Source organism: Parvibaculum sp. MBR-TMA-1.3b-4.2, assembly GCF_053628815.1.
This window is the reverse complement of the sequence record NZ_JBRJHC010000001.1, coordinates 2,573,113-2,590,772: the sequence shown is the minus strand read 5'-3', so window position 1 is coordinate 2,590,772 and position 17,660 is coordinate 2,573,113. Positions and strand designations below refer to the sequence as shown.

Genomic DNA, 17,660 nt, shown 5'->3' with positions numbered 1-17,660 from the left:
ACAGCCTATGGCAACAAAATGACGCCGGGAAAGATCGCCGTTTTAGAGTTGAAGCATATCCGCCTCAATTTGCGGTCCTTTTCAGCATCTCCAGCATCTCCCCGAACCGGGTGATGGCGATGAGATGGCCTTCGCCGGGAAAGAGCCGGAAATCGGCGACCGGAATATTCTTCAGCATACGGCTCACATCGTCGGGCTTGTTCATGCGGTCGTCCTCGCCGAACCAGACGGTCACCGGCGCCGTGAGCCCGGCCAGATCGAGCGACTTTTTCTCGGCGAACATCTGCGCCTCGCGCACCGGCCCTTCCCGCGTCACATCGAGCCCCTCAATGACGCCGTCGACGAAAAACGGCACCAGCGAGGGATCGCGCTCGATCACCGCGGCATCCGCCGCCGACCCTTCGAAGAAGCGCTTGATCATCGGCCCGAGGAAGCGCCGCGAACGCTTGGAGCGGATGATGGAAAACACCGCATCGATGAGCCAGGGGTGGCGCCGAAGCCCGCCGAAAAACTCCGCCGCCGGATGCGTGCGCTCCATATCCGGCTGGAACACGAGACGCGGCGCGACGAGCATCACGCCCGTGACGCGCTCGCCCAGCTCCGCGCCCGCGGCCAGCGCGAAAGGCGCGCCCGACGCCCAGGCAAACATGGCGGCCCGGCGCAGGCCCAGATGGTCGGCGAGCGCACGGCAATCGCGCGCACAGCTCGCATAGTCGAAATCGGGATCGGGCGTCGACAGACCGGCGCCCGGCCGGTCCACGCTGATGAGGCGCACGCCCGCGCGCCGCGCCGCCTCGATTTCCTCCGGCCGCATCAGACCCGACACGATGAGGCTCTGAAAGACGAAGACGGGAAAGCCGTCGCGCGCGCCGAGATCGCGATAGGCAAGCGCGCGGGCCTGACCGCTCCCGTCAGCCGGTAGATGGAAAATCCGCCGTCCATCGCCGCCCTCCGCATCCCGCGGCGTCTCGCCCGACGGCGTATCGAGAAAGGCGGCGACCATGTTGAGTTCGACGAGGTGACGCACCAGATCGCTCTGCCGCTTGATCCCCAGTTTTTCAAAAATGCTCTTGAGCTGGTTGCGCGCGGTGTTGACGGAAATATTGAGATCCGCCGCCGCCTCTTTCAGCGCCAGGCCGGATTTGAGCCGGGCGGCAAGGCGTTCCTCCGCAGGGGTGAGGCCCAGCGCCAGACGGACATCCGGCCCGCCCTGCGCACCGCCGCGTTCGGGCGCGGCGAGCGCGCAGAGGAGCCCGTCGCGATCCAGCGGCTCGCCGCCTGCACGCAGCATGGCCGCGGGAACGGATGACGGCGGCACGAGATAGCAAAGAAGGTCGACCCCGCCTTCATCGGAGAGGAAGCGCATGATGGACGGCCCGGCAGCGCTCTCCCCGGCCCGTTTCAGCGCATCGGCAAAATTGTGACCGTGTTCTTCCGAAGCGAAGGAAAGGCGCTTGCCCGTTTCGAGCGACGCCACGACCTCGCCGAACACCTCCGCGCCGCTGGCATTGCAGCCTGCGATACGGCGCTCGCGATCGATCAGCAGATAGGCATAAGGGGCGTCCGGCGCGCTTTCATCGGAACGGTGCAGCCGGTCCGCCAGCTCCTGCGCGCGCAGAAGATGCGAGACGACGACATCGCGGAACGCATTGTCCGGCGCGCCGGTCGTCTCCTCGGGCGCGTCATCCGCCGCCGCGCCGCCGTCGAGATGTTCGAGCAGGCGGATCAGGTCTTCCCAATTGTCCGGGATCGTGGCGAAGCCATAGACGGCATCCACCGCCTCGGCGATTTCATTTCCCTTTATGGGCTGCGCCGTTCCGACGCCGCCCCCCGGCCCGCTTTCCACAACCGCCCTCACGCATGACACCCCGAACAGGCGGACAGTATAGAACAAAAACAAGACGGGCCGCGCATCTCTGCACGGCCCGCCCGTCATTCACTTGGCAGCCTGTCTGGATTACTCGGCCGCCGTCGCCCCGGCGTTCATGCCCTGGGCGCGCGCCGCGATGCTGGCGATATGGGCGGAACGGGCATCGAACTCGCGGGCGATGCTTTCGTCTTCGTCCTGCAGCGCCTGCACGTCCTGATCGGCATACTGGATGACGCCCATCTCTTCATAGCCCTTGCGGATCTTGTCGCCCCACAGGCCGACATCCTTCACGATGGGCAGGATGCGCGTGAAGAGCGAGTTGCGGAACATCTCCATGAAGCCGGAGTTGTACATATGCTCGCCGCACTTCACCGGGTCGAGGCCGAGATTCTGCCAGACCTCCACCGCGTCGAAACGGTCGCGCATGAGATAGCTCGCTTCCAGCAGGAATTCCTCGCGCTCGTCGCGTTCGGCCTGGGTGAGCTGCGGGTAATAGTCCCGAAGCGCCAGACGCCCGAAGGCGACGTGACGGGATTCGTCCTGCATCACGTAAGCGTTCACTGCCGCGCAAAGCGGGTTCTGCGCATTGTCGCGGATCTGCGCGAAGGAGGCGAGCGCCAGCCCCTCGATCACCACCTGCATGCCGAGATAGGTCATGTCCCAGCGGCTGTCGCGCAGCGTCTGCTCGATGAGGTCCTTCAAAGGCTTCGTCATCGGATAGACGACTTCGAACTTCGACAGGAGCTTCTTGTAGGCCTCCACATGGCGGGCCTCGTCGATCACCTGGGTCGAGGCATAGAACTTGGAGTCCATGTCCGGTACCTGGGTGACGATCTTCGCCGTGCAAATGAGCGCGCCCTGCTCGCCCTGCATGAACTGCGAGAGCTGCCAGGCCTGAAAGTGCTTGCGCACATTGGCCTTCTCCTTGCGCGACATCTTCTCGAATTCGGCCATCCCGTTGATCGGCAGCATCTCGTCGGGAAGCTGTTCGGGATTGTCCTCATCGAGTTCCTGCGACCAGTCGATGCGGGTTTCCGCATCCCACTGCATCTCCTTGCCCTTCTGGTAAAGGCCCATCATCGCGGTGCGTTCGGGATCGTATTCCCAATTGAACATCGCATCGTAATTCTGCGGGACGTCCCAATGGCTGTCGTCCAACGCAAGCGTGTACATGTCCTTGATCTGCTTCATCCAAGCTCCTCCCTGAGCGATGATGCGTGTGCCGTCTAAATGCGTATCTCCACTACGCACTGTGAAGTCTAACATCTACACGCGGCGGCACAAGGAGGATGCACAGAATGTGACGCAACGGCGCCTTGCGGGGCGGCGGGAACGCCGGAATATTGCTGCACCGCAAAAATGCCTTGCATACGCTGTGTCGAGCGCCAATGATCCCGGCAAAACGGTCATGAAACTGTGACCATCACCCCAAGTCGTCCGCGCGCCCTTCGGTGGCAGCCTCAAATCGGGTGCGCGGCATACGAAAGAGGTGCGCGTATGGCAGCCGTCGAAACCAGCGCCGACAATGGCGCGGAGAAAAAAGACCTGTATGAAGTCGGCGAAGTGCCGCCGCTGGGTCACGTTCCCAAGAACATGTACGCCTGGTCGATCCGGGCCGACCGCCACGGTCCGCCCGAGAGCGCCATGCAGGTCGAGGTCGTCCCCACCTGGGAAATCGACAGCAATGAAGTGCTCGTCCTCGTGATGGCGGCGGGCGTGAACTACAACGGCGTCTGGGCCGCCCTCGGCGAGCCCGTCTCCGTTTTCGGGGCGCACAAGAACGACTACCACATCGCAGGCTCCGACGCGGCCGGCATCGTCTGGGCCGTCGGCTCCAAGGTGAAGCGCTGGAAGGTCGGTGACGAAGTCGTCATCCACTGCAACCAGGACGATGGCGACGACGAGGAATGCAATGGCGGCGACCCGATGTTCTCGCCCTCGCAGCGCATCTGGGGCTACGAAACGCCGGACGGCTCCTTCGCGCAGTTCGCGCGCGTGCAGTCGCAGCAGCTCATGCCGCGCCCCAAGCACCTGACCTGGGAAGAGAGCGCCTGCTACACGCTGACACTCGCCACCGCCTACCGCATGCTGTTCGGCCATCGCCCGCACGGGCTGCAGCCGGGCCAGAACGTGCTGGTCTGGGGCGCGTCGGGCGGCCTCGGCTCCTTTGCCGTGCAGCTCTGCGCGACGGCGGGCGCCCATGCGATCGGCGTCATCTCCGATCCGTCCAAGCACGATTTCGTCATGTCGATGGGCGCGAAAGGCGTCATCAACCGCAAGGACTTCAATTGCTGGGGCCAGCTGCCCAAGGTGAACTCGCCCGAATTCAACGACTTCATGAAAGAGGCGCGGAAATTCGGCAAGGCGATCTGGGACATCACCGGCAAGGGGATCGATCCCGACATCGTGTTCGAGCATCCCGGCGAAGCGACCTTCCCGGTTTCCTGCATGGTGGCGAAACGCGGCGGCATGGTCGTCTTCTGCGCCGGCACGACGGGCTTCAACCTCACCTTCGATGCGCGCTTCGTCTGGATGCGCCAGAAGCGTATTCAGGGCTCGCATTTCGCACATCTGAAACAGGCAAGCGCGGCAAACCAGCTCGTCATCGAGCGCCGCATCGATCCCTGCATGTCGGAAGTGTTTTCCTGGGAAGACATCCCGCGCGCCCACACCAAGATGTGGAAGAACGAGCACCTGCCCGGCAACATGGCCGTGCTGGTGACCGCCCAGCGCCCGGGCCTGCGCAGCTATGAGGATGTGCTGGAGCTTTCGGGGCAGTAAAGCCCGCCCTGCATAGACGTGTCGTCCCGGGATTTATTCCCGGGACCCACTCGCCTTCTCCACAAATCGAAACGCCAATGGATCCCGGCAACAAGTGCCGGGATGACAGCCTCGATTTGTCGGAAGCCTATTGCTGCCAGTAATCCTTGGTGAACATGATGAAGACGGTGAGAAGTTCGAGCCGTCCCATCAGCATGCCCGCGCTGAGGAGCCATTTTGCGGCGTCGGGAAGCGTCGCGAAATTGCCGGACGGGCCGACGATGTCGCCGAGACCGGGACCGACATTGCCGACCGCCGTGGCCGAGGCCGAAATCGCCGTCATGAATTCGATCCCCAGCGCGCCCAGCGCCAGCGCGATGCCGAAGACGGTGGCGAAATAAAGCACGATGAAAAGACCGACCGAGAAGACGATCTCGCGGTCCACCGTGCGCTCGCCATAGCGCAGCGTCTGCGCCACATGCGGATAAAGCGTCTGGCGCATCTGCGTGCGGAACAGGATGCCGAGAATCTGGAAACGGAAGATCTTGATGCCGCCGGCCGTGGAACCCGTGCAGCCGCCGACGAATGTCAGCAGGAAGAAGAACATCACCGCGAAATGCGACCACGTGGTGTAGTCGGTCGTCGCATAGCCCGTCGTCGTGACGATCGAGACGACGTTGAAGGCCGCGTGGCGCAGCGATTCCAGAAGGTCGTAATGCCCGTCCATCCAGATGGACCGGGTGAGGATCAGCACGGCGATGACGATGAAGACAAGAAAGCCGCGCACCTGCGGGTCTTTCCACAACGCATCATGCTCGCCCCGGATCATGTGGATATAGACGACGAGCGGCAGCGAGCCCGCGATCATGAAGACGACCGCGACCCAGCTCAGCCACGGATTTTCGAAATAGCCGAAGGACGCATCATGCGTGGAATAGCCGCCCGTGGAGAGCGTCGTCATGGCATGCGTCATCGCATCGAAGGGCGTCATCCCCCCGAACATGTAGAGCACCGCGCAGACAAGCGTCAGCAGGAGATAGACCTCGGCGATGGCGAGCGCGATCTGGCCGGGGCGCGGCAGCACCTTTTCGGAGCGGTCGGAACTTTCGGTGCGGAAGAGCTGCATACCGCCGACGCGCAGGAAAGGCAGAATGGCCACGGCGGTAACGATGATGCCGACGCCGCCGATCCATTGCAGAAGCGCGCGCCACAGGAGGATGCCGGGCGGCATCTTGTCGAGGCCCGAAAAGACGGTCGCGCCCGTGGTGGTGACGCCCGAAATCGCCTCGAAAAAGGCGTCGGTATAGCTCACCCCGATCCGGGAAAAGACGAAAGGCAGCGCCGCGAAGGCCGACACGCCGAGCCAGCCCAGCGTGGTCATCATGAAGGTGGCGCGATAGCCGAGATCGCGGTCCTCCGTGCTGAAGGCCAGCATCAGCCCGCCGCCCGCAAAGCCGGTAATGGCGGCGGCGAGCAGGAAGGCCGTCCAGTCGTCGCGCTGCGCCACCAGATCGGCGAGCGCCGGCACCAGCATCAGCACCGCCAGCGCGACCAGCAACGCGCCCAGAACGAGACCGACTACCTTGCCGCTATGCATGAAGTACTCTCATTAGCCGGATATCCCCCGGTCTCCTGGCATTCTCCGGGCCCGCAGGACCCCTCGTCGCAGCCGCGAAGCCGCCTCTTTCTATCCTGACCCGCCGATATGCACAAACCCCGCAAACGGCCCGAAGACCGGGGTGAGGCCAGGCCGGGGCCGGGCCGGGAGCGGGTCGGAGAGGCAAATATGGCGCAGCGCAGCACTGGCCGCATGCCCCAAGCGCGATATATAAGGGCCTAGTTCCCTCTCACGCATGGGGCCCGACCTGCGGCCCAGCCGACCCGAAATGAAGAGTATCGCCATGAGCCAGACCAATCCCGCCGTTCTCGACAATCTGATCGGCCTTGCCAAGGAAGCCGTCACGGCGGCCGACAAGCTGCTCGCCAAGGCCCGCGCAGGCGTGCGGGAAAAGGTCGTGACGGACGGCAAGGTGTCGGCGGCCGCGCTGGAGCGCGAACAGTTCGCCGCCCACGGCCTCGCCTGGATGGCAACCTATGTGGAGGCGCTGCGCCAGCTGGCCGATTATGCCGAGCGCATGACCGGCGAAGGCCGCTTCGGCGAGACCGAAGCGCTGATCGTGCAGATCGCCTTCGGCGAATATCTCTGGCAGCTCTATGGCGGCATCCCGATGAGCCAGGGCGAAATCCTGCGCCCCCAGGATATGGGCCTCAGCCAGGACGACCAGCGCGAGCTGATGATCCCCGCCGTGCAGACGCTGACGCAGCAGGGCAATACCGCTGAAGTGCGCGCGCGGCTTGCCGAAATCCTCGGCACGCAGGCAGGCGCGGCGACCTTCGGCGATACCGGCCTTGAGGAAACCTATGACGCGATCCGCGACCAGATGCGCCGCTTCGCCGATGCCGAAGTCGTTCCGTATGCGCATGAATGGCATTTGAAGGACGACTATATTCCGCTGGAAGTCGTGTCGCATATGGCCGAACTCGGCGTTTTCGGCCTGACCATCCCGGAGGAATTCGGCGGGCTGGGCCTCGGCAAGGAATCCATGTGCGTCGTGTCGGAAGAACTTTCGCGCGGTTATATCGGCGTCGGCTCGCTGGGCACCCGCTCCGAAATCGCCGCCGAACTCATTCTCGGCGGCGGTACGGACGAGCAGAAGAACAAATGGCTGCCGCTGATTGCGAGCGGCGAAAAGCTGCCCACCGCCGTCTTCACCGAACCCAATACGGGCTCCGACCTTGCAAGCCTCAAGACGCGCGCCAAGCGCGAAGGTGAAACCTACAAGGTCAGCGGCAACAAGACCTGGATCACCCATGCCGCCCGCGCCGACGTGATGACGCTGCTGACGCGCACCAATGACGCGCCGGGCTATAAGGGCCTTTCGATGCTGCTCGCGGAAAAGCCGCGCGGCGACGATAACGAGCCCTTCCCGGCGCAAGGCATGTCGGGCGGCGAGATCGAGGTCCTCGGCTATCGCGGCATGAAGGAATTCGAGATCGGCTTCGACGATTTCGAAGTGAAGGCGGAAAACCTGCTGGGCGGCGAGGAAGGCCAGGGCTTCAAGCAGCTGATGCAGACCTTCGAAAGCGCCCGCATCCAGACGGCGGCCCGCGCGGTCGGCGTCGCGCAATGCGCGCTGGAACTCGGTCTTCGCTATGCGCAGGAGCGCATCCAGTTCGGCAAGCCGATCTATGCCTTCCCCCGCGTCTTCGGCAAGCTCGTGATGATGGCGGTGGAAATCATGGTGGCGCGCCAGATCACCTATTTCGCCGCGCGCGAAAAGGATGGCGGTCGGCGCTGCGACCTCGAAGCGGGCATGGCGAAGCTGCTGGCGGCGCGCGTCGCCTGGGCGGCGGCGGACAATGCGCTGCAGATCCATGGCGGCAACGGCTTCGCGCTCGAATATCCCGTGAGCCGCGTGCTCTGCGATGCGCGCATCCTCAACATCTTCGAGGGCGCGGCGGAAATTCAGGCGCAGGTCATCGCCCGCCGCCTGCTGGACGGCGCCAACTGACGAACGCTTCGCCGTATGAACAAACAAAAAAAGCCCGAAAGGGGGCGCTTACATGAATGAACTTTTCAGCTATCTCGGCCCGCTTGCCGTGCTGGTGGTCGTCATCGTCTTGATCGCCGGCCTCTGGAACATGCTGCGCGGCGGCTCCTCCAGCCGCTCCCAGACGCTGATGCGCTGGCGCGTGGGGCTTCAGTTCGTGGCCATCATCATCCTGATGACCGGGCTCTATTTCGCCAGCCGCTAGGATTTCCGGGATTTCCCGTCCCATCCCTGCACGCCGACCCACACATGTTGCAGTTTTGCATCGGGTGACCTGCGGCAAATCATGTAAATTGCGGCATCTTCCCGGGGTGGGAAGGCAACAAGACAAGAGGATCATCGCAGCTGTGACCAAGTCTCTGAAATCGTCCATTGCCGGTGGCGTGGCCGCGGCATTGGCCCTCGGCACCATCGTCCTTCCCGCAACGACGGCGGATGCCCGCCCGCTCGGCGAAGAAATCCGCATCGGCATCATGGACCATGATACCGGCCTGATCCGCGACCGCCGCGAAACCGACAGCCCGGACATCAATGCCGAAGTGCTGTTCGCCTCGCCGGAATTCCTGGACTGGGCCTATTCGCCCCGCCCGCTGATCGGCGCGACCATCAACACCGATGGCGGCACGAGCCTTGGCTATGCGGGCCTTGGCTGGAACTTCGATCTGGGCAGCAATTTCTTTCTCGACGCGAGCTTCGGCGGCGCCATCCATAATGGCGAGACCGACAAGGTGACGAGTTCCAGCCGCGATTATGGCTGCCGCGTTCAGTTCCACGAAACCTTCTCGATCGGCTACGACCTCAGCGCCAATCACTCGCTGATGGCCACGTTCGAGCACATGTCGAATGCCGGTCTCTGCGACAAGAATGACGGCATGACCGATATCGGCATCCGCTACGGCTACCGCTTCTGACCGTACACAGACAATTCACACGGAAAAGGGCTCCCCTTGCGGGAGCCCTTTTTCTTTGAACGTTTGACGACAAAACCCCAAGCAAGTCAGACATGCCTCGACGCCTTTGACATCGCATGTCCCACAAAGGGTCATGTAGGATTCCATGCAAACGAGCGGGCGAATCAAGAAAACAGGGCAATCATGGAAACGACGACCGGAATCACGAAAACGGCGTGCGCATGCTGCATGGCCGCCGCATTGACACTCGGTACAGCGACGCTTCCCGGCAACTCGGCCGATGCACGCCCCCTCGGCGGCGAGATGCGGATCGGCGTCATGGACCACGATACCGGCCTCATCCGCAAACGCCTCGAGACGGACAGTCCCGACATCAATGCCGAAGTGCTGTTCGCCTCGCCGAAAATCCTCGATTGGGCCTGGTCCCCCCGTCCGCTGGTGGGCGCCACCATCAACACCGGCGGCGGCACCAGCCTTGGCTATGCCGGTCTCGGCTGGAACTTCGATCTCGGCAACAACTTCTTCTTCGACGCAAGCGTGGCCGGCGCCATCCACAATGGCGAGACGGACAAGGTGACGACCTCAAGCCGCGACTATGGATGCCGTCTGCAGTTCCACGAAACCGTCTCGCTCGGCTACGACGTGAACGAACACCATTCGCTCATGGCCACCTTCGAGCACATGTCGAACGCCTATCTGTGCGATTCCAATGACGGCATGAACAATATCGGTGTGCGCTACGGCTATCGCTTCTAGGCGGGACGCAAAAAGCTGGAATGGAAAGGGCTCCCTTGCGGGAGCCCTTTTTCTTTCCGCCGTCGCACCAATATGAAAAGCTCAAGCCGAAACGGGAGGACGCCATGGCAGAACAAATTTCGCCTGAGGAACATTCGAAGAAATCCATCACCGTACACGGCAAGACCATGCGCTATGTGGAGATGGGCGACGGCGATCCCATCGTCTTCCTGCATGGCAATCCGACATCCTCCTATCTGTGGCGCAATGTGATGCCGCATCTGAAAGGTCAGGGCCGCTGCATCGCGCCCGACCTCATCGGCATGGGCGACAGCGACAAGCTCGATAAGAGCGGGCCGGAGAGCTATCGCTTCGTCGACCACCGCAAATATCTCGACGGCATTATGGACGCGCTCGGCGTGACGGAAAACGTCACCCTCGTCATCCATGACTGGGGCTCCGCACTCGGCTTCGACTGGGCGAACCGCCACAGGGAGGCGATGAAAGGCATCGCCTATATGGAAGCCATCGTGCGGCCCATGCGCTGGGACGAATGGAACCCGGATGCGCGGCCCATTTTCGAGGCCTTTCGCTCGCCCGCGGGCGAAGAGATGATTCTCGACAAGAACCTGTTCATCGAGCGCGTGCTGCCGGGCTCGGTCCTGCGCGGGCTGAGCGAGGCGGAAATGGCGGTCTATCGCCGTCCCTTCGCCGAGGCCGGCGAAAGCCGACGCCCGACGCTCACCTGGCCGCGCCAGATCCCGCTCGACGGCGAACCGGCGGACGTGGCCGACATCGTGTCCGACTATGCGGCCTGGATGGCCGAAAACGATTTGCCCAAGCTCTTCGTCAATGCCGAGCCGGGCGCCATCCTGATCGGCGCCCAGCGCGAGTTCTGCCGTGGCTGGAAAAACCAGACCGAAGAGACCGTGAAGGGCAGCCATTTCATCCAGGAAGACAGCCCGCATGAGATCGGCGAGGCGATTGCCAGTTTCGTCTCCGGGCTCCGATAGCTCAAAACAGAAATATTTTTCTTTAAAACGATAAAATATTGCTGTAATACAGGCTTCATCGTCCTTTCCGATGGAGTCCTCCCATGTCCCGCAGCAGCACCGCCACCAAACGCCGCGCCCGCATCCGGCGCGTGAGCCGCATCATGGAGTGGGTGCTACTGGCCACCATTCTCGCCCTGCCGGTCCTCCTCGCCATCGGATGGGCGATGGTGGATAGGCCGGGCGGAGACGGCCTGCTTGCGGATTTCGTCAGCCGGGAAATCGCCGGGAACGGACCGCTTTCAGTGCAGGATCGCGTCCTCGGCTTCCTCGCATCCCTCGTGCCGCTGTCCGTGATCCTGATTGGCCTTCGGCACCTGCGGGCTCTCTTTTCGCAGTACAGCGACGGCACGATCTTCGGGCCGGCCAATGCGCGTCATTTCCGCGGACTTGCAATCGCCCTCCTGTGTTGGGTGCCGGCGCAATTCGTCGGTGACGCACTGGCGTCCCTCGCCGTCAGCCTCGACAACGCGCCCGGCCACCGTTTCATCAGCCTCGGCCTGTCGAGCAGCGACCTCGCCCTCACGCTGATCGGCGCGACCGTGCTCATACTGTCATGGGTGATGGTTGAAGCCGCCGAGATCGCCGACGACAACGCACGGATCATCTGATGCCCATAACAGTTACGCTGGATGTGATGCTCGCACGCCGGAAGATGAAGAGCCGAGAGCTCGCGGAATCCGTGGGGATCACCGAAGCGAACCTCTCGCTCCTCAAGTCCGGACGGGTTAAGGGCGTGCGGTTTTCCACGCTTGAGGCGATCTGCCGGGCGCTCGACTGCCAGCCCGGCGACCTGCTCGCCTACGAACCGGACAGCGGTTCGGACAAATAAAAAAACGGCATTGCCCGCCGTCGATGCAGCTAGCGCATTCGCAGCGCCCTGCTCTCCTCGTCCCATCGCCAGACCGGCGCGCCGGGCAGAAGCCGGACACCGCCAACCCAGCGTTCGGGCGGCGACAGAGACATATAGTCGAGCCGCCCGTCGAGACAGGCGCGGCCCGCCTCGGTGAGCGCGACCTCGCGCTTCGGCCAGTCTTCGCCGGGCGCGATCTCCAGCAGCGGGTCGGCGCATCGCGTCATCTCCCGAAGGATGTGCCAGAACATGAGATCGCCCAGCCAGGGCAGCGGCTCATAGTCCCGCATCAGCGCCGCGAAAATGCGCCCCGCCGTGAGCGGGCCCCGGTCATGGAGAATGCGCAAGATCAGCCGCTGGGTGAGGGACAGACCGTCCGCCACGCCCGGCAGCTCCTGCAAATGCCGAAGGAGCGCCCCGGACATGAAGGGAAGCGCTGCCGCCCCGTTTTCGGCAATGGTCCAGAGATCGGTCGGATCGCCTGCCCGCAAGGCCGCCCAGATGCGCGCGCCCAGCGCCAGTTGCGCCTCCGTTACGGCGGTACGCGAAGACCAGAGCATATGCAGCGCCTCGGGCGGCAACTGCCCGATCCCGATGAAACGCTCCGCGCCGGGAAAGCTGTCCGTGGAGACAAGCTCGATGCGTGGCCGCCCTCGCATCTCAGCGAAGGCGGCGAGCACACGCGCCAGAATGAGCTGGTCGTAGCTGTCATGCTCGAACCAGAGGACGACGCGCTCATAATCCGCCGCTTGCGCCAGCCCCTCCTCTTCCGCCATCAGCCCGGCGCGAATATCGCCCTCCGAGCGGTCCATCTCGCCGCCATAGGCCTCGGCCAGAAAATCGGCACGACGCGCCAGCCAGTCGCCATCCGGCGTTACCGGGCCCTGACAGAAGGGATTGGAATATTCCAGGAAGCGCCCCTCGAAACCGGCAAGCGTCAACGCCTCGCCGATATCGCTGCCGCAGCGGATGTGAAGCGTGCGCCTATCCGCGTCTGAAATGTTTCCGCCGCGAATGAACCGGGTGGACGCATCGAGCGCCTCGATATGCGCCTTGAGTTTCGGCCAGCTCGGCAGGCCGAGTTCGCGGGCGATCACGAATTGCGCATCGGCCAGCTTCAAAGGCGCGCTCAGCGTCTCCCGCCACACATGCACGCGCGACAGGGCATCTGCATTATCTGCATTGAAAGCGCGCTGCAGCTCGCGGGCGCGCTTCTTCTGCTGGTCGAGATTGAGTCGGAAAGGATTGGCCGCAAAGGCGGCGGTGTCTGAATCGGTCATGGCCGGTTCCTCTTCATCGCGTCCGTGCCCGCCGGATCAGACAGAAAAGGAAACCGCAAAATGGGTCTTTCTTGTCGTCAGGCCGGGGCGCTGCCCTTTCCGCGGGTCATGGAGGCTTCGGCCGAGCCTTGAGGAAAGATTCGCGCATGGATGCCGAAAGATCAAGATGGCCGCCGGAAATTGCGAGCCATTAGCACTTGCCTCGCGGGCCCGGTCACGCGAGTCTGTGTCGTCGCCCAAGGCGGCAGGCCCGACATGGAAATTGGCTAAAAGGGGGAGAAGCGATGTCTTCGAACACGACCACAAGCGAAGTGACGAGTTTCGACAAGGGGCGCCGCGTCTATCACTGGGCGGCGGCGGTGCTCGTTCTGCTCATGATCCTGGGCGGCTTCACCATGACCAAGGCGACCTCGACCATTCACTTCGGCGTCGGCATCATCGTGCTGGCGCTCATGGTGCTCTGGCTTGCCTGGAGAGCCGGCCATCCCCGGCCCGATTTCCTGCCCATGCCGCGCTGGCAGCAGATTCTCGCCACATCCGTGCATCACCTGCTGATGCTCACCGTGACGTTGCAGGCGATTTTCGGCCTGATGATGATCTCCTTCCATGAGAAGTCGATCAACGCCTTCTGGGTGATCCCGCTCCATATCGTGCAGAACGACACGCTGCACGACATCGGCCACGAGGCGCATGAGATCAACGCCTTCATCATTTGCGGCCTGCTGGTGCTGCATATCGGCGGCGCGCTCTACCACCACTTCATCATGAAGGACGCAACGCTGACCCGGATGAAATCCGGCAACGCCTGAGCCCGCCTTCCGATTCCCCCCTGCCCCCATTTTTGGGCCGGAGACGACATGGTCACGCTGAACAAGATCTATACCCGCACCGGCGACAAGGGCGACACGGCCCTTGCCACCGGCGAACGCGTGCCCAAACACGCACTCCGGATCGAAAGCTACGGCACGACGGACGAACTGAACGCCGTTCTCGGCATCGCGCGTCTTCATACGCGAGATATGCCCGACCTCGACGCCATGCTCTCGCGCATCCAGAACGACCTCTTCGACCTCGGGGCCGACCTTGCAACGCCCTATAAGGGGCCGAACGAGCAGGAAGAGCTGGGCTACGAACCGCTCAGGATCATCGCAAGCCAGGTCGAACGGCTCGAAACCGAGATCGACCGCATGAACGCCGAGCTGGAGCCGCTGCGCTCCTTCATCCTGCCCGCCGGACATGAGGCCGCGGCCCATCTGCACCACGCACGGACGGTGTGCCGCCGGGCCGAACGGGTCGCCGCCGCGCTGGCAGGCGAAGCCGGCGAAGAAATCGGCGAGCCTTGCCTCCAGTATCTCAACCGGCTCTCGGATTTTCTTTTCGTCGCAGCGCGTTACGTCAACAAGGCCGAAGGCGACGGCGACGTGCTCTGGGTCCCGGGCGCAAGCCGGTAGGACGCCCCTCGCCCCCCCGCGGGGCTTGTCCCGCCCGCCGGACCGCGCGACCCCGCCTCGCGTTGACAGGGCCATATCCTCACACTAGGTTGCCGCACCGCAGCAGCTGTCTATCTCTTTACAGACAGCCGGAGTTTCCCCCGAGGAACAGCGATTTCCGCCGCATGTCCGCCATGCGAGGAGGGCTGGGCCGAAGGATTTGAGACCGTCGCTCCGCCGGCCTGGCGGAGTGGAACCGATAAGGACCGGACCACCGGTCAGGAGCCAACGGTAACGGCAGAACCGGCCCCGGATTCCGGGAAATCCGGCCACGCCCGAGAACCGGTGCAACGCGCAGGGAGTTCACCTCAATGAAAGTGCTCGTTCCGATCAAGCGGGTTGTCGACTACAACGTGAAAATCCGTGTGAAGTCGGATGGCAGCGGCGTCGACCTCGCCAATGTGAAGATGTCCATGAACCCGTTCGATGAAATCGCCGTTGAAGAGGCGGTTCGTCTGAAGGAAGCGGGCAAGGCCACTGAAGTCGTCGCCGTATCGATCGGCGTCGCACAGTCGACCGAAACCATCCGCACCGCGCTCGCCATGGGCGCCGACCGCGGCATCCTGGTGAAGACGGACGATGTGGTCGAACCCATCAACGTCGCCAAGATCCTGAAAGGGATCGCGGAAGAAGAAAAGCCGGACCTCATCATCCTCGGCAAGCAGGCCATCGACGATGACTGCAACCAGACCGGCCAGATGCTGGCCGCGCTTCTGGGCTGGGCGCAGGGCACCTTCGCCTCCAAGGTCGAGGTCGACGGCGAAACGCTCAACCTGACGCGCGAAATCGACGGCGGCCTTCAGACGCTGAAGCTGAAGATGCCGGCCATCGTGACCGCCGACCTTCGCCTCAACGAGCCGCGCTATGCGTCTCTGCCCAACATCATGAAGGCGAAGAAGAAGCCGATCGACGAAAAGGCGCCCGCCGATTTCGGCGTGGACATCAAGCAGCACCTGGAAGTGCTGAAGGTGACCGAGCCGCCGCAGCGCGAAGCCGGTATCAAGGTTGAATCTGTTCAGGAGCTCGTTTCGAAGCTCAAGGAAGCGGGAGTGATCGGATGACCACGCTTGTATTTGCAGACCACAACAACACCGATCTCGGCGACGCGACGGCCAAGACCGTCACCGCCGCGACGAAGATCGGCGGCGACGTGCATGTGCTCGTCGCGGGCAAGGGCTGCGACGCCGTTGCCGAAGCCGCCGCGAAGCTGGACGGCGTCTCCAAGGTCCTCGTGGCCGACGACGCCCAGTACGAGCATCCGGTTGCCGAACCGCTCGCCGCTCTCCTGGTGAAGCTCGCCGGCTCCTACGACGCGATCCTGTCGCCCGCCACCACCATCGGCAAGAACTTCATGCCGCGCGTGGCCGCCCTTCTCGATGTCGCGCAGATCTCCGACATCGTGGGCGTGGAAAGCGCCGACACGTTCGAGCGTCCGATCTATGCCGGTAACGCCATCCAGACCGTGAAATCGACCGACGCCAAGAAGGTCATCACCGTGCGCACCACCGCCTTCCCGGCGGCGGGCGACGGCGGCTCGGCCTCGGTGGAGAAGGTCGAGGCGGCCGAGAACCCGGGTCTTTCCGAATTCGTGAGCGAAGAGCTGACGAAGTCGGACCGTCCGGAACTGACGGCGGCCAAGGTCATCATCTCCGGTGGCCGCGGCATGCAGAACGGCGAGAACTTCGCCATGCTCGAAAAGGTCGCCGACAAGCTCGGCGCCGCGGTCGGCGCCTCGCGCGCGGCTGTGGATGCGGGCTTCGTGCCGAACGACTATCAGGTCGGCCAGACCGGCAAGATCGTCGCGCCCGAGCTTTACATCGCCGTCGGCATTTCCGGCGCGATCCAGCATCTGGCGGGCATGAAGGACTCGAAGGTCATCGTCGCCATCAACAAGGACGAGGAAGCCCCGATCTTCCAGGTCGCCGATTACGGCCTGGTCGCGGACCTCTTCCAGGCGGTGCCGGAACTGGAAGAAGCGCTCGGCTGAGCCTTCCACCGTTCCACGAAACGAAATCAGGCGCTGTTCCCCCGGGAACAGCGCCTTTTTCATGCCCGATATGTCCCCCGCCATATTGCGCAGCGCAGCAATCCATGGAAAACCTGTAGATTGGGGCACGGATAGCGCGGCAGGAAAACCGCGCCGCGCCCCTATGCGTTTTGTGTATCATTCGCGGGGGATCGGCTGTCGCCCCTCCCCCGGGCCAAGCGGGACGGATGCGAAATGAAGGTTCGGAAAGTCGGTGTGATCGGCGCAGGTCAGATGGGCAACGGCATCGCCCATGTCTGCGCCCTGGCGGGCTATGAGGTCGCGCTCAACGATATGACCGAAGAGCGCATCGAGGCGGGCCTTGCGACCATCAACGGCAACATGACGCGCCAGGCAAGCTCCGGCCGCATCAGCGAGGCCGACAAGGAAGCAGCCCTCGACCGCATCTCCGCCGCCGCCGACTACACCGCCTTCGAGGACGCGGATGTCGTGATCGAATCCGCCACCGAAAAGGAAGAGGTCAAACGCGCCATCTTCGCCGATCTCTGCCCGCATCTGCGCGAAGACGCCTTTATCGCCACCAATACCTCCTCGATCTCCATCACCCGGCTGGCCGCCTCCACGGACCGGCCGGAACGCTTTATGGGCGTCCATTTCATGAACCCCGTGCCGGTGATGGAGCTGGTGGAGCTGGTGCGCGGCATCGCCACCGATGACGAAACCTTCGATTTCTTCCAGGATTTCGCCAAATCGCTGGGCAAGGAAGTGGCCAATGCCGAGGACTTCCCGGCCTTCATCGTGAACCGCATCCTGCTGCCCATGATCAACGAGGCGGTCTATACGCTTTACGAGGGCGTGGGCTCGGTGGAGAGCATCGACAAGGCCATGAAGCTCGGCGCGAACCACCCGATGGGGCCGCTGCAACTGGCCGATTTCATCGGCCTCGACACCTGCCTCTCCATCATGCAGGTGCTCTATGACGGGCTCGCGGACAGCAAATACCGCCCCTGCCCGCTGCTGGTGAAATATGTCGAGGCCGGCTGGCTGGGCCGCAAGGCGCAGCGCGGCTTCTACGATTATCGCGGCGAACACCCCGTTCCCACGCGATAGG

The 17,660-nt window shown here is 63.4% G+C and carries 17 protein-coding genes; 13 read left to right on the top strand and 4 right to left on the bottom strand.

From position 1 onward, the window contains the following. Positions 1-64 precede the first annotated feature (64 nt). Positions 65-1,846 (bottom strand): alpha/beta fold hydrolase, encoded by a 1,782-nt coding sequence (locus ACSSVQ_RS12450; RefSeq protein ID WP_454183488.1) that lies wholly within the window; start codon positions 1,844-1,846, stop codon positions 65-67. A 111-nt stretch (positions 1,847-1,957) separates the two neighbouring features. Continuing rightward, positions 1,958-3,061 carry a ferritin-like domain-containing protein gene (locus ACSSVQ_RS12445; RefSeq protein WP_454183486.1) on the bottom strand — a complete coding sequence of 368 codons (1,104 nt, stop codon included), beginning with the start codon at positions 3,059-3,061 and terminating at the stop codon, positions 1,958-1,960. A 306-nt stretch (positions 3,062-3,367) separates the two neighbouring features. Between ACSSVQ_RS12445 and ccrA the strand changes: the two genes are divergently transcribed. After that, a complete protein-coding gene (gene ccrA, locus ACSSVQ_RS12440; RefSeq protein ID WP_454183484.1) occupies positions 3,368-4,651 on the top strand; it encodes a crotonyl-CoA carboxylase/reductase in 1,284 nt (427 codons plus the stop codon). A 127-nt stretch (positions 4,652-4,778) separates the two neighbouring features. Here ccrA and ACSSVQ_RS12435 read toward each other — a convergent pair whose 3' ends face one another. After that, positions 4,779-6,227: a TrkH family potassium uptake protein gene (locus ACSSVQ_RS12435; RefSeq protein WP_454183482.1), complete on the bottom strand. Its 1,449-nt coding sequence runs from the start codon at positions 6,225-6,227 to the stop codon at positions 4,779-4,781. A 304-nt stretch (positions 6,228-6,531) separates the two neighbouring features. Between ACSSVQ_RS12435 and ACSSVQ_RS12430 the strand changes: the two genes are divergently transcribed. The 7 genes from ACSSVQ_RS12430 to ACSSVQ_RS12400 all read left to right on the top strand — a co-directional run bounded on the left by ACSSVQ_RS12430 (position 6,532) and on the right by ACSSVQ_RS12400 (position 11,771). Further along, a complete protein-coding gene (locus tag ACSSVQ_RS12430) occupies positions 6,532-8,202 on the top strand; it encodes an acyl-CoA dehydrogenase family protein (RefSeq protein ID WP_454183481.1) in 1,671 nt (556 codons plus the stop codon). Between the two features lie 52 nt (positions 8,203-8,254). Beyond that, on the top strand, positions 8,255-8,446 hold the full coding sequence (locus ACSSVQ_RS12425; RefSeq protein WP_454183479.1) for a twin transmembrane helix small protein: 192 nt from the start codon (positions 8,255-8,257) through the stop codon (positions 8,444-8,446). A 142-nt stretch (positions 8,447-8,588) separates the two neighbouring features. Beyond that, positions 8,589-9,152: an acyloxyacyl hydrolase gene (locus ACSSVQ_RS12420; protein ID WP_293327118.1), complete on the top strand. Its 564-nt coding sequence runs from the start codon at positions 8,589-8,591 to the stop codon at positions 9,150-9,152. A gap of 240 nt (positions 9,153-9,392) precedes the next feature. Next, a complete protein-coding gene (locus ACSSVQ_RS12415; RefSeq protein ID WP_454183477.1) occupies positions 9,393-9,908 on the top strand; it encodes an acyloxyacyl hydrolase in 516 nt (171 codons plus the stop codon). Between the two features lie 104 nt (positions 9,909-10,012). Next, entirely contained in the window at positions 10,013-10,900 is an 888-nt protein-coding gene (locus ACSSVQ_RS12410) for a haloalkane dehalogenase (RefSeq protein ID WP_454183475.1), read from the top strand. 83 nt (positions 10,901-10,983) lie between these two features. Next, positions 10,984-11,550, top strand: coding sequence for a DUF2975 domain-containing protein (locus ACSSVQ_RS12405; protein WP_454183473.1), 567 nt, complete (start codon positions 10,984-10,986; stop codon positions 11,548-11,550). Next, positions 11,550-11,771: a helix-turn-helix domain-containing protein gene (locus ACSSVQ_RS12400; RefSeq protein ID WP_454183472.1), complete on the top strand. Its 222-nt coding sequence runs from the start codon at positions 11,550-11,552 to the stop codon at positions 11,769-11,771. Before ACSSVQ_RS12405 ends, ACSSVQ_RS12400 begins: the two co-directional genes overlap by 1 nt. Before the next feature lie 29 nt (positions 11,772-11,800). Here the strand turns inward: ACSSVQ_RS12400 and ACSSVQ_RS12395 are convergent, their stop codons facing one another. Next, on the bottom strand, positions 11,801-13,072 hold the full coding sequence (locus ACSSVQ_RS12395) for a DUF1835 domain-containing protein (RefSeq protein ID WP_454183470.1): 1,272 nt from the start codon (positions 13,070-13,072) through the stop codon (positions 11,801-11,803). 284 nt (positions 13,073-13,356) lie between these two features. On the opposite strand from ACSSVQ_RS12395, the gene ACSSVQ_RS12390 reads away from it, so the two are divergent. The 5 genes from ACSSVQ_RS12390 (at position 13,357) to ACSSVQ_RS12370 (ending at position 17,659) form a co-directional block, all read left to right on the top strand. Further along, on the top strand, positions 13,357-13,881 hold the full coding sequence (locus ACSSVQ_RS12390) for a cytochrome b (RefSeq protein ID WP_454183468.1): 525 nt from the start codon (positions 13,357-13,359) through the stop codon (positions 13,879-13,881). Between the two features lie 48 nt (positions 13,882-13,929). After that, on the top strand, positions 13,930-14,523 hold the full coding sequence (locus ACSSVQ_RS12385) for a cob(I)yrinic acid a,c-diamide adenosyltransferase (RefSeq protein ID WP_454183466.1): 594 nt from the start codon (positions 13,930-13,932) through the stop codon (positions 14,521-14,523). A gap of 350 nt (positions 14,524-14,873) precedes the next feature. Beyond that, the gene (locus ACSSVQ_RS12380) at positions 14,874-15,623 is read left to right on the top strand and encodes an electron transfer flavoprotein subunit beta/FixA family protein (protein ID WP_293327140.1); all 750 of its coding nucleotides are present in this window, start codon (positions 14,874-14,876) and stop codon (positions 15,621-15,623) included. Continuing rightward, entirely contained in the window at positions 15,620-16,549 is a 930-nt protein-coding gene (locus ACSSVQ_RS12375; protein WP_293327142.1) for an electron transfer flavoprotein subunit alpha/FixB family protein, read from the top strand. Before ACSSVQ_RS12380 ends, ACSSVQ_RS12375 begins: the two co-directional genes overlap by 4 nt. A gap of 234 nt (positions 16,550-16,783) precedes the next feature. Next, the gene (locus ACSSVQ_RS12370) at positions 16,784-17,659 is read left to right on the top strand and encodes a 3-hydroxybutyryl-CoA dehydrogenase (RefSeq protein WP_293327144.1); all 876 of its coding nucleotides are present in this window, start codon (positions 16,784-16,786) and stop codon (positions 17,657-17,659) included. Position 17,660: the final 1 nt, after the last annotated feature.

Bases quoted from the DNA above. Each gene is read 5' to 3' on its own strand.
- ACSSVQ_RS12445 (WP_454183486.1), bottom strand. From the start codon at position 3,061: ATGAAGCAGATCAAGGACATGTACACGCTTGCGTTGGACGACAGCCAT.
- ccrA (WP_454183484.1), top strand. From the start codon at position 3,368: ATGGCAGCCGTCGAAACCAGCGCCGACAATGGCGCGGAGAAAAAAGAC.
- ACSSVQ_RS12435 (WP_454183482.1), bottom strand. From the start codon at position 6,227: ATGCATAGCGGCAAGGTAGTCGGTCTCGTTCTGGGCGCGTTGCTGGTC.
- ACSSVQ_RS12430 (WP_454183481.1), top strand. From the start codon at position 6,532: ATGAGCCAGACCAATCCCGCCGTTCTCGACAATCTGATCGGCCTTGCC.
- ACSSVQ_RS12425 (WP_454183479.1), top strand. From the start codon at position 8,255: ATGAATGAACTTTTCAGCTATCTCGGCCCGCTTGCCGTGCTGGTGGTC.
- ACSSVQ_RS12410 (WP_454183475.1), top strand. From the start codon at position 10,013: ATGGCAGAACAAATTTCGCCTGAGGAACATTCGAAGAAATCCATCACC.
- ACSSVQ_RS12405 (WP_454183473.1), top strand. From the start codon at position 10,984: ATGTCCCGCAGCAGCACCGCCACCAAACGCCGCGCCCGCATCCGGCGC.
- ACSSVQ_RS12400 (WP_454183472.1), top strand. From the start codon at position 11,550: ATGCCCATAACAGTTACGCTGGATGTGATGCTCGCACGCCGGAAGATG.
- ACSSVQ_RS12395 (WP_454183470.1), bottom strand. From the start codon at position 13,072: ATGACCGATTCAGACACCGCCGCCTTTGCGGCCAATCCTTTCCGACTC.
- ACSSVQ_RS12390 (WP_454183468.1), top strand. From the start codon at position 13,357: ATGTCTTCGAACACGACCACAAGCGAAGTGACGAGTTTCGACAAGGGG.
- ACSSVQ_RS12385 (WP_454183466.1), top strand. From the start codon at position 13,930: ATGGTCACGCTGAACAAGATCTATACCCGCACCGGCGACAAGGGCGAC.
- ACSSVQ_RS12380 (WP_293327140.1), top strand. From the start codon at position 14,874: ATGAAAGTGCTCGTTCCGATCAAGCGGGTTGTCGACTACAACGTGAAA.
- ACSSVQ_RS12375 (WP_293327142.1), top strand. From the start codon at position 15,620: ATGACCACGCTTGTATTTGCAGACCACAACAACACCGATCTCGGCGAC.
- ACSSVQ_RS12370 (WP_293327144.1), top strand. From the start codon at position 16,784: ATGAAGGTTCGGAAAGTCGGTGTGATCGGCGCAGGTCAGATGGGCAAC.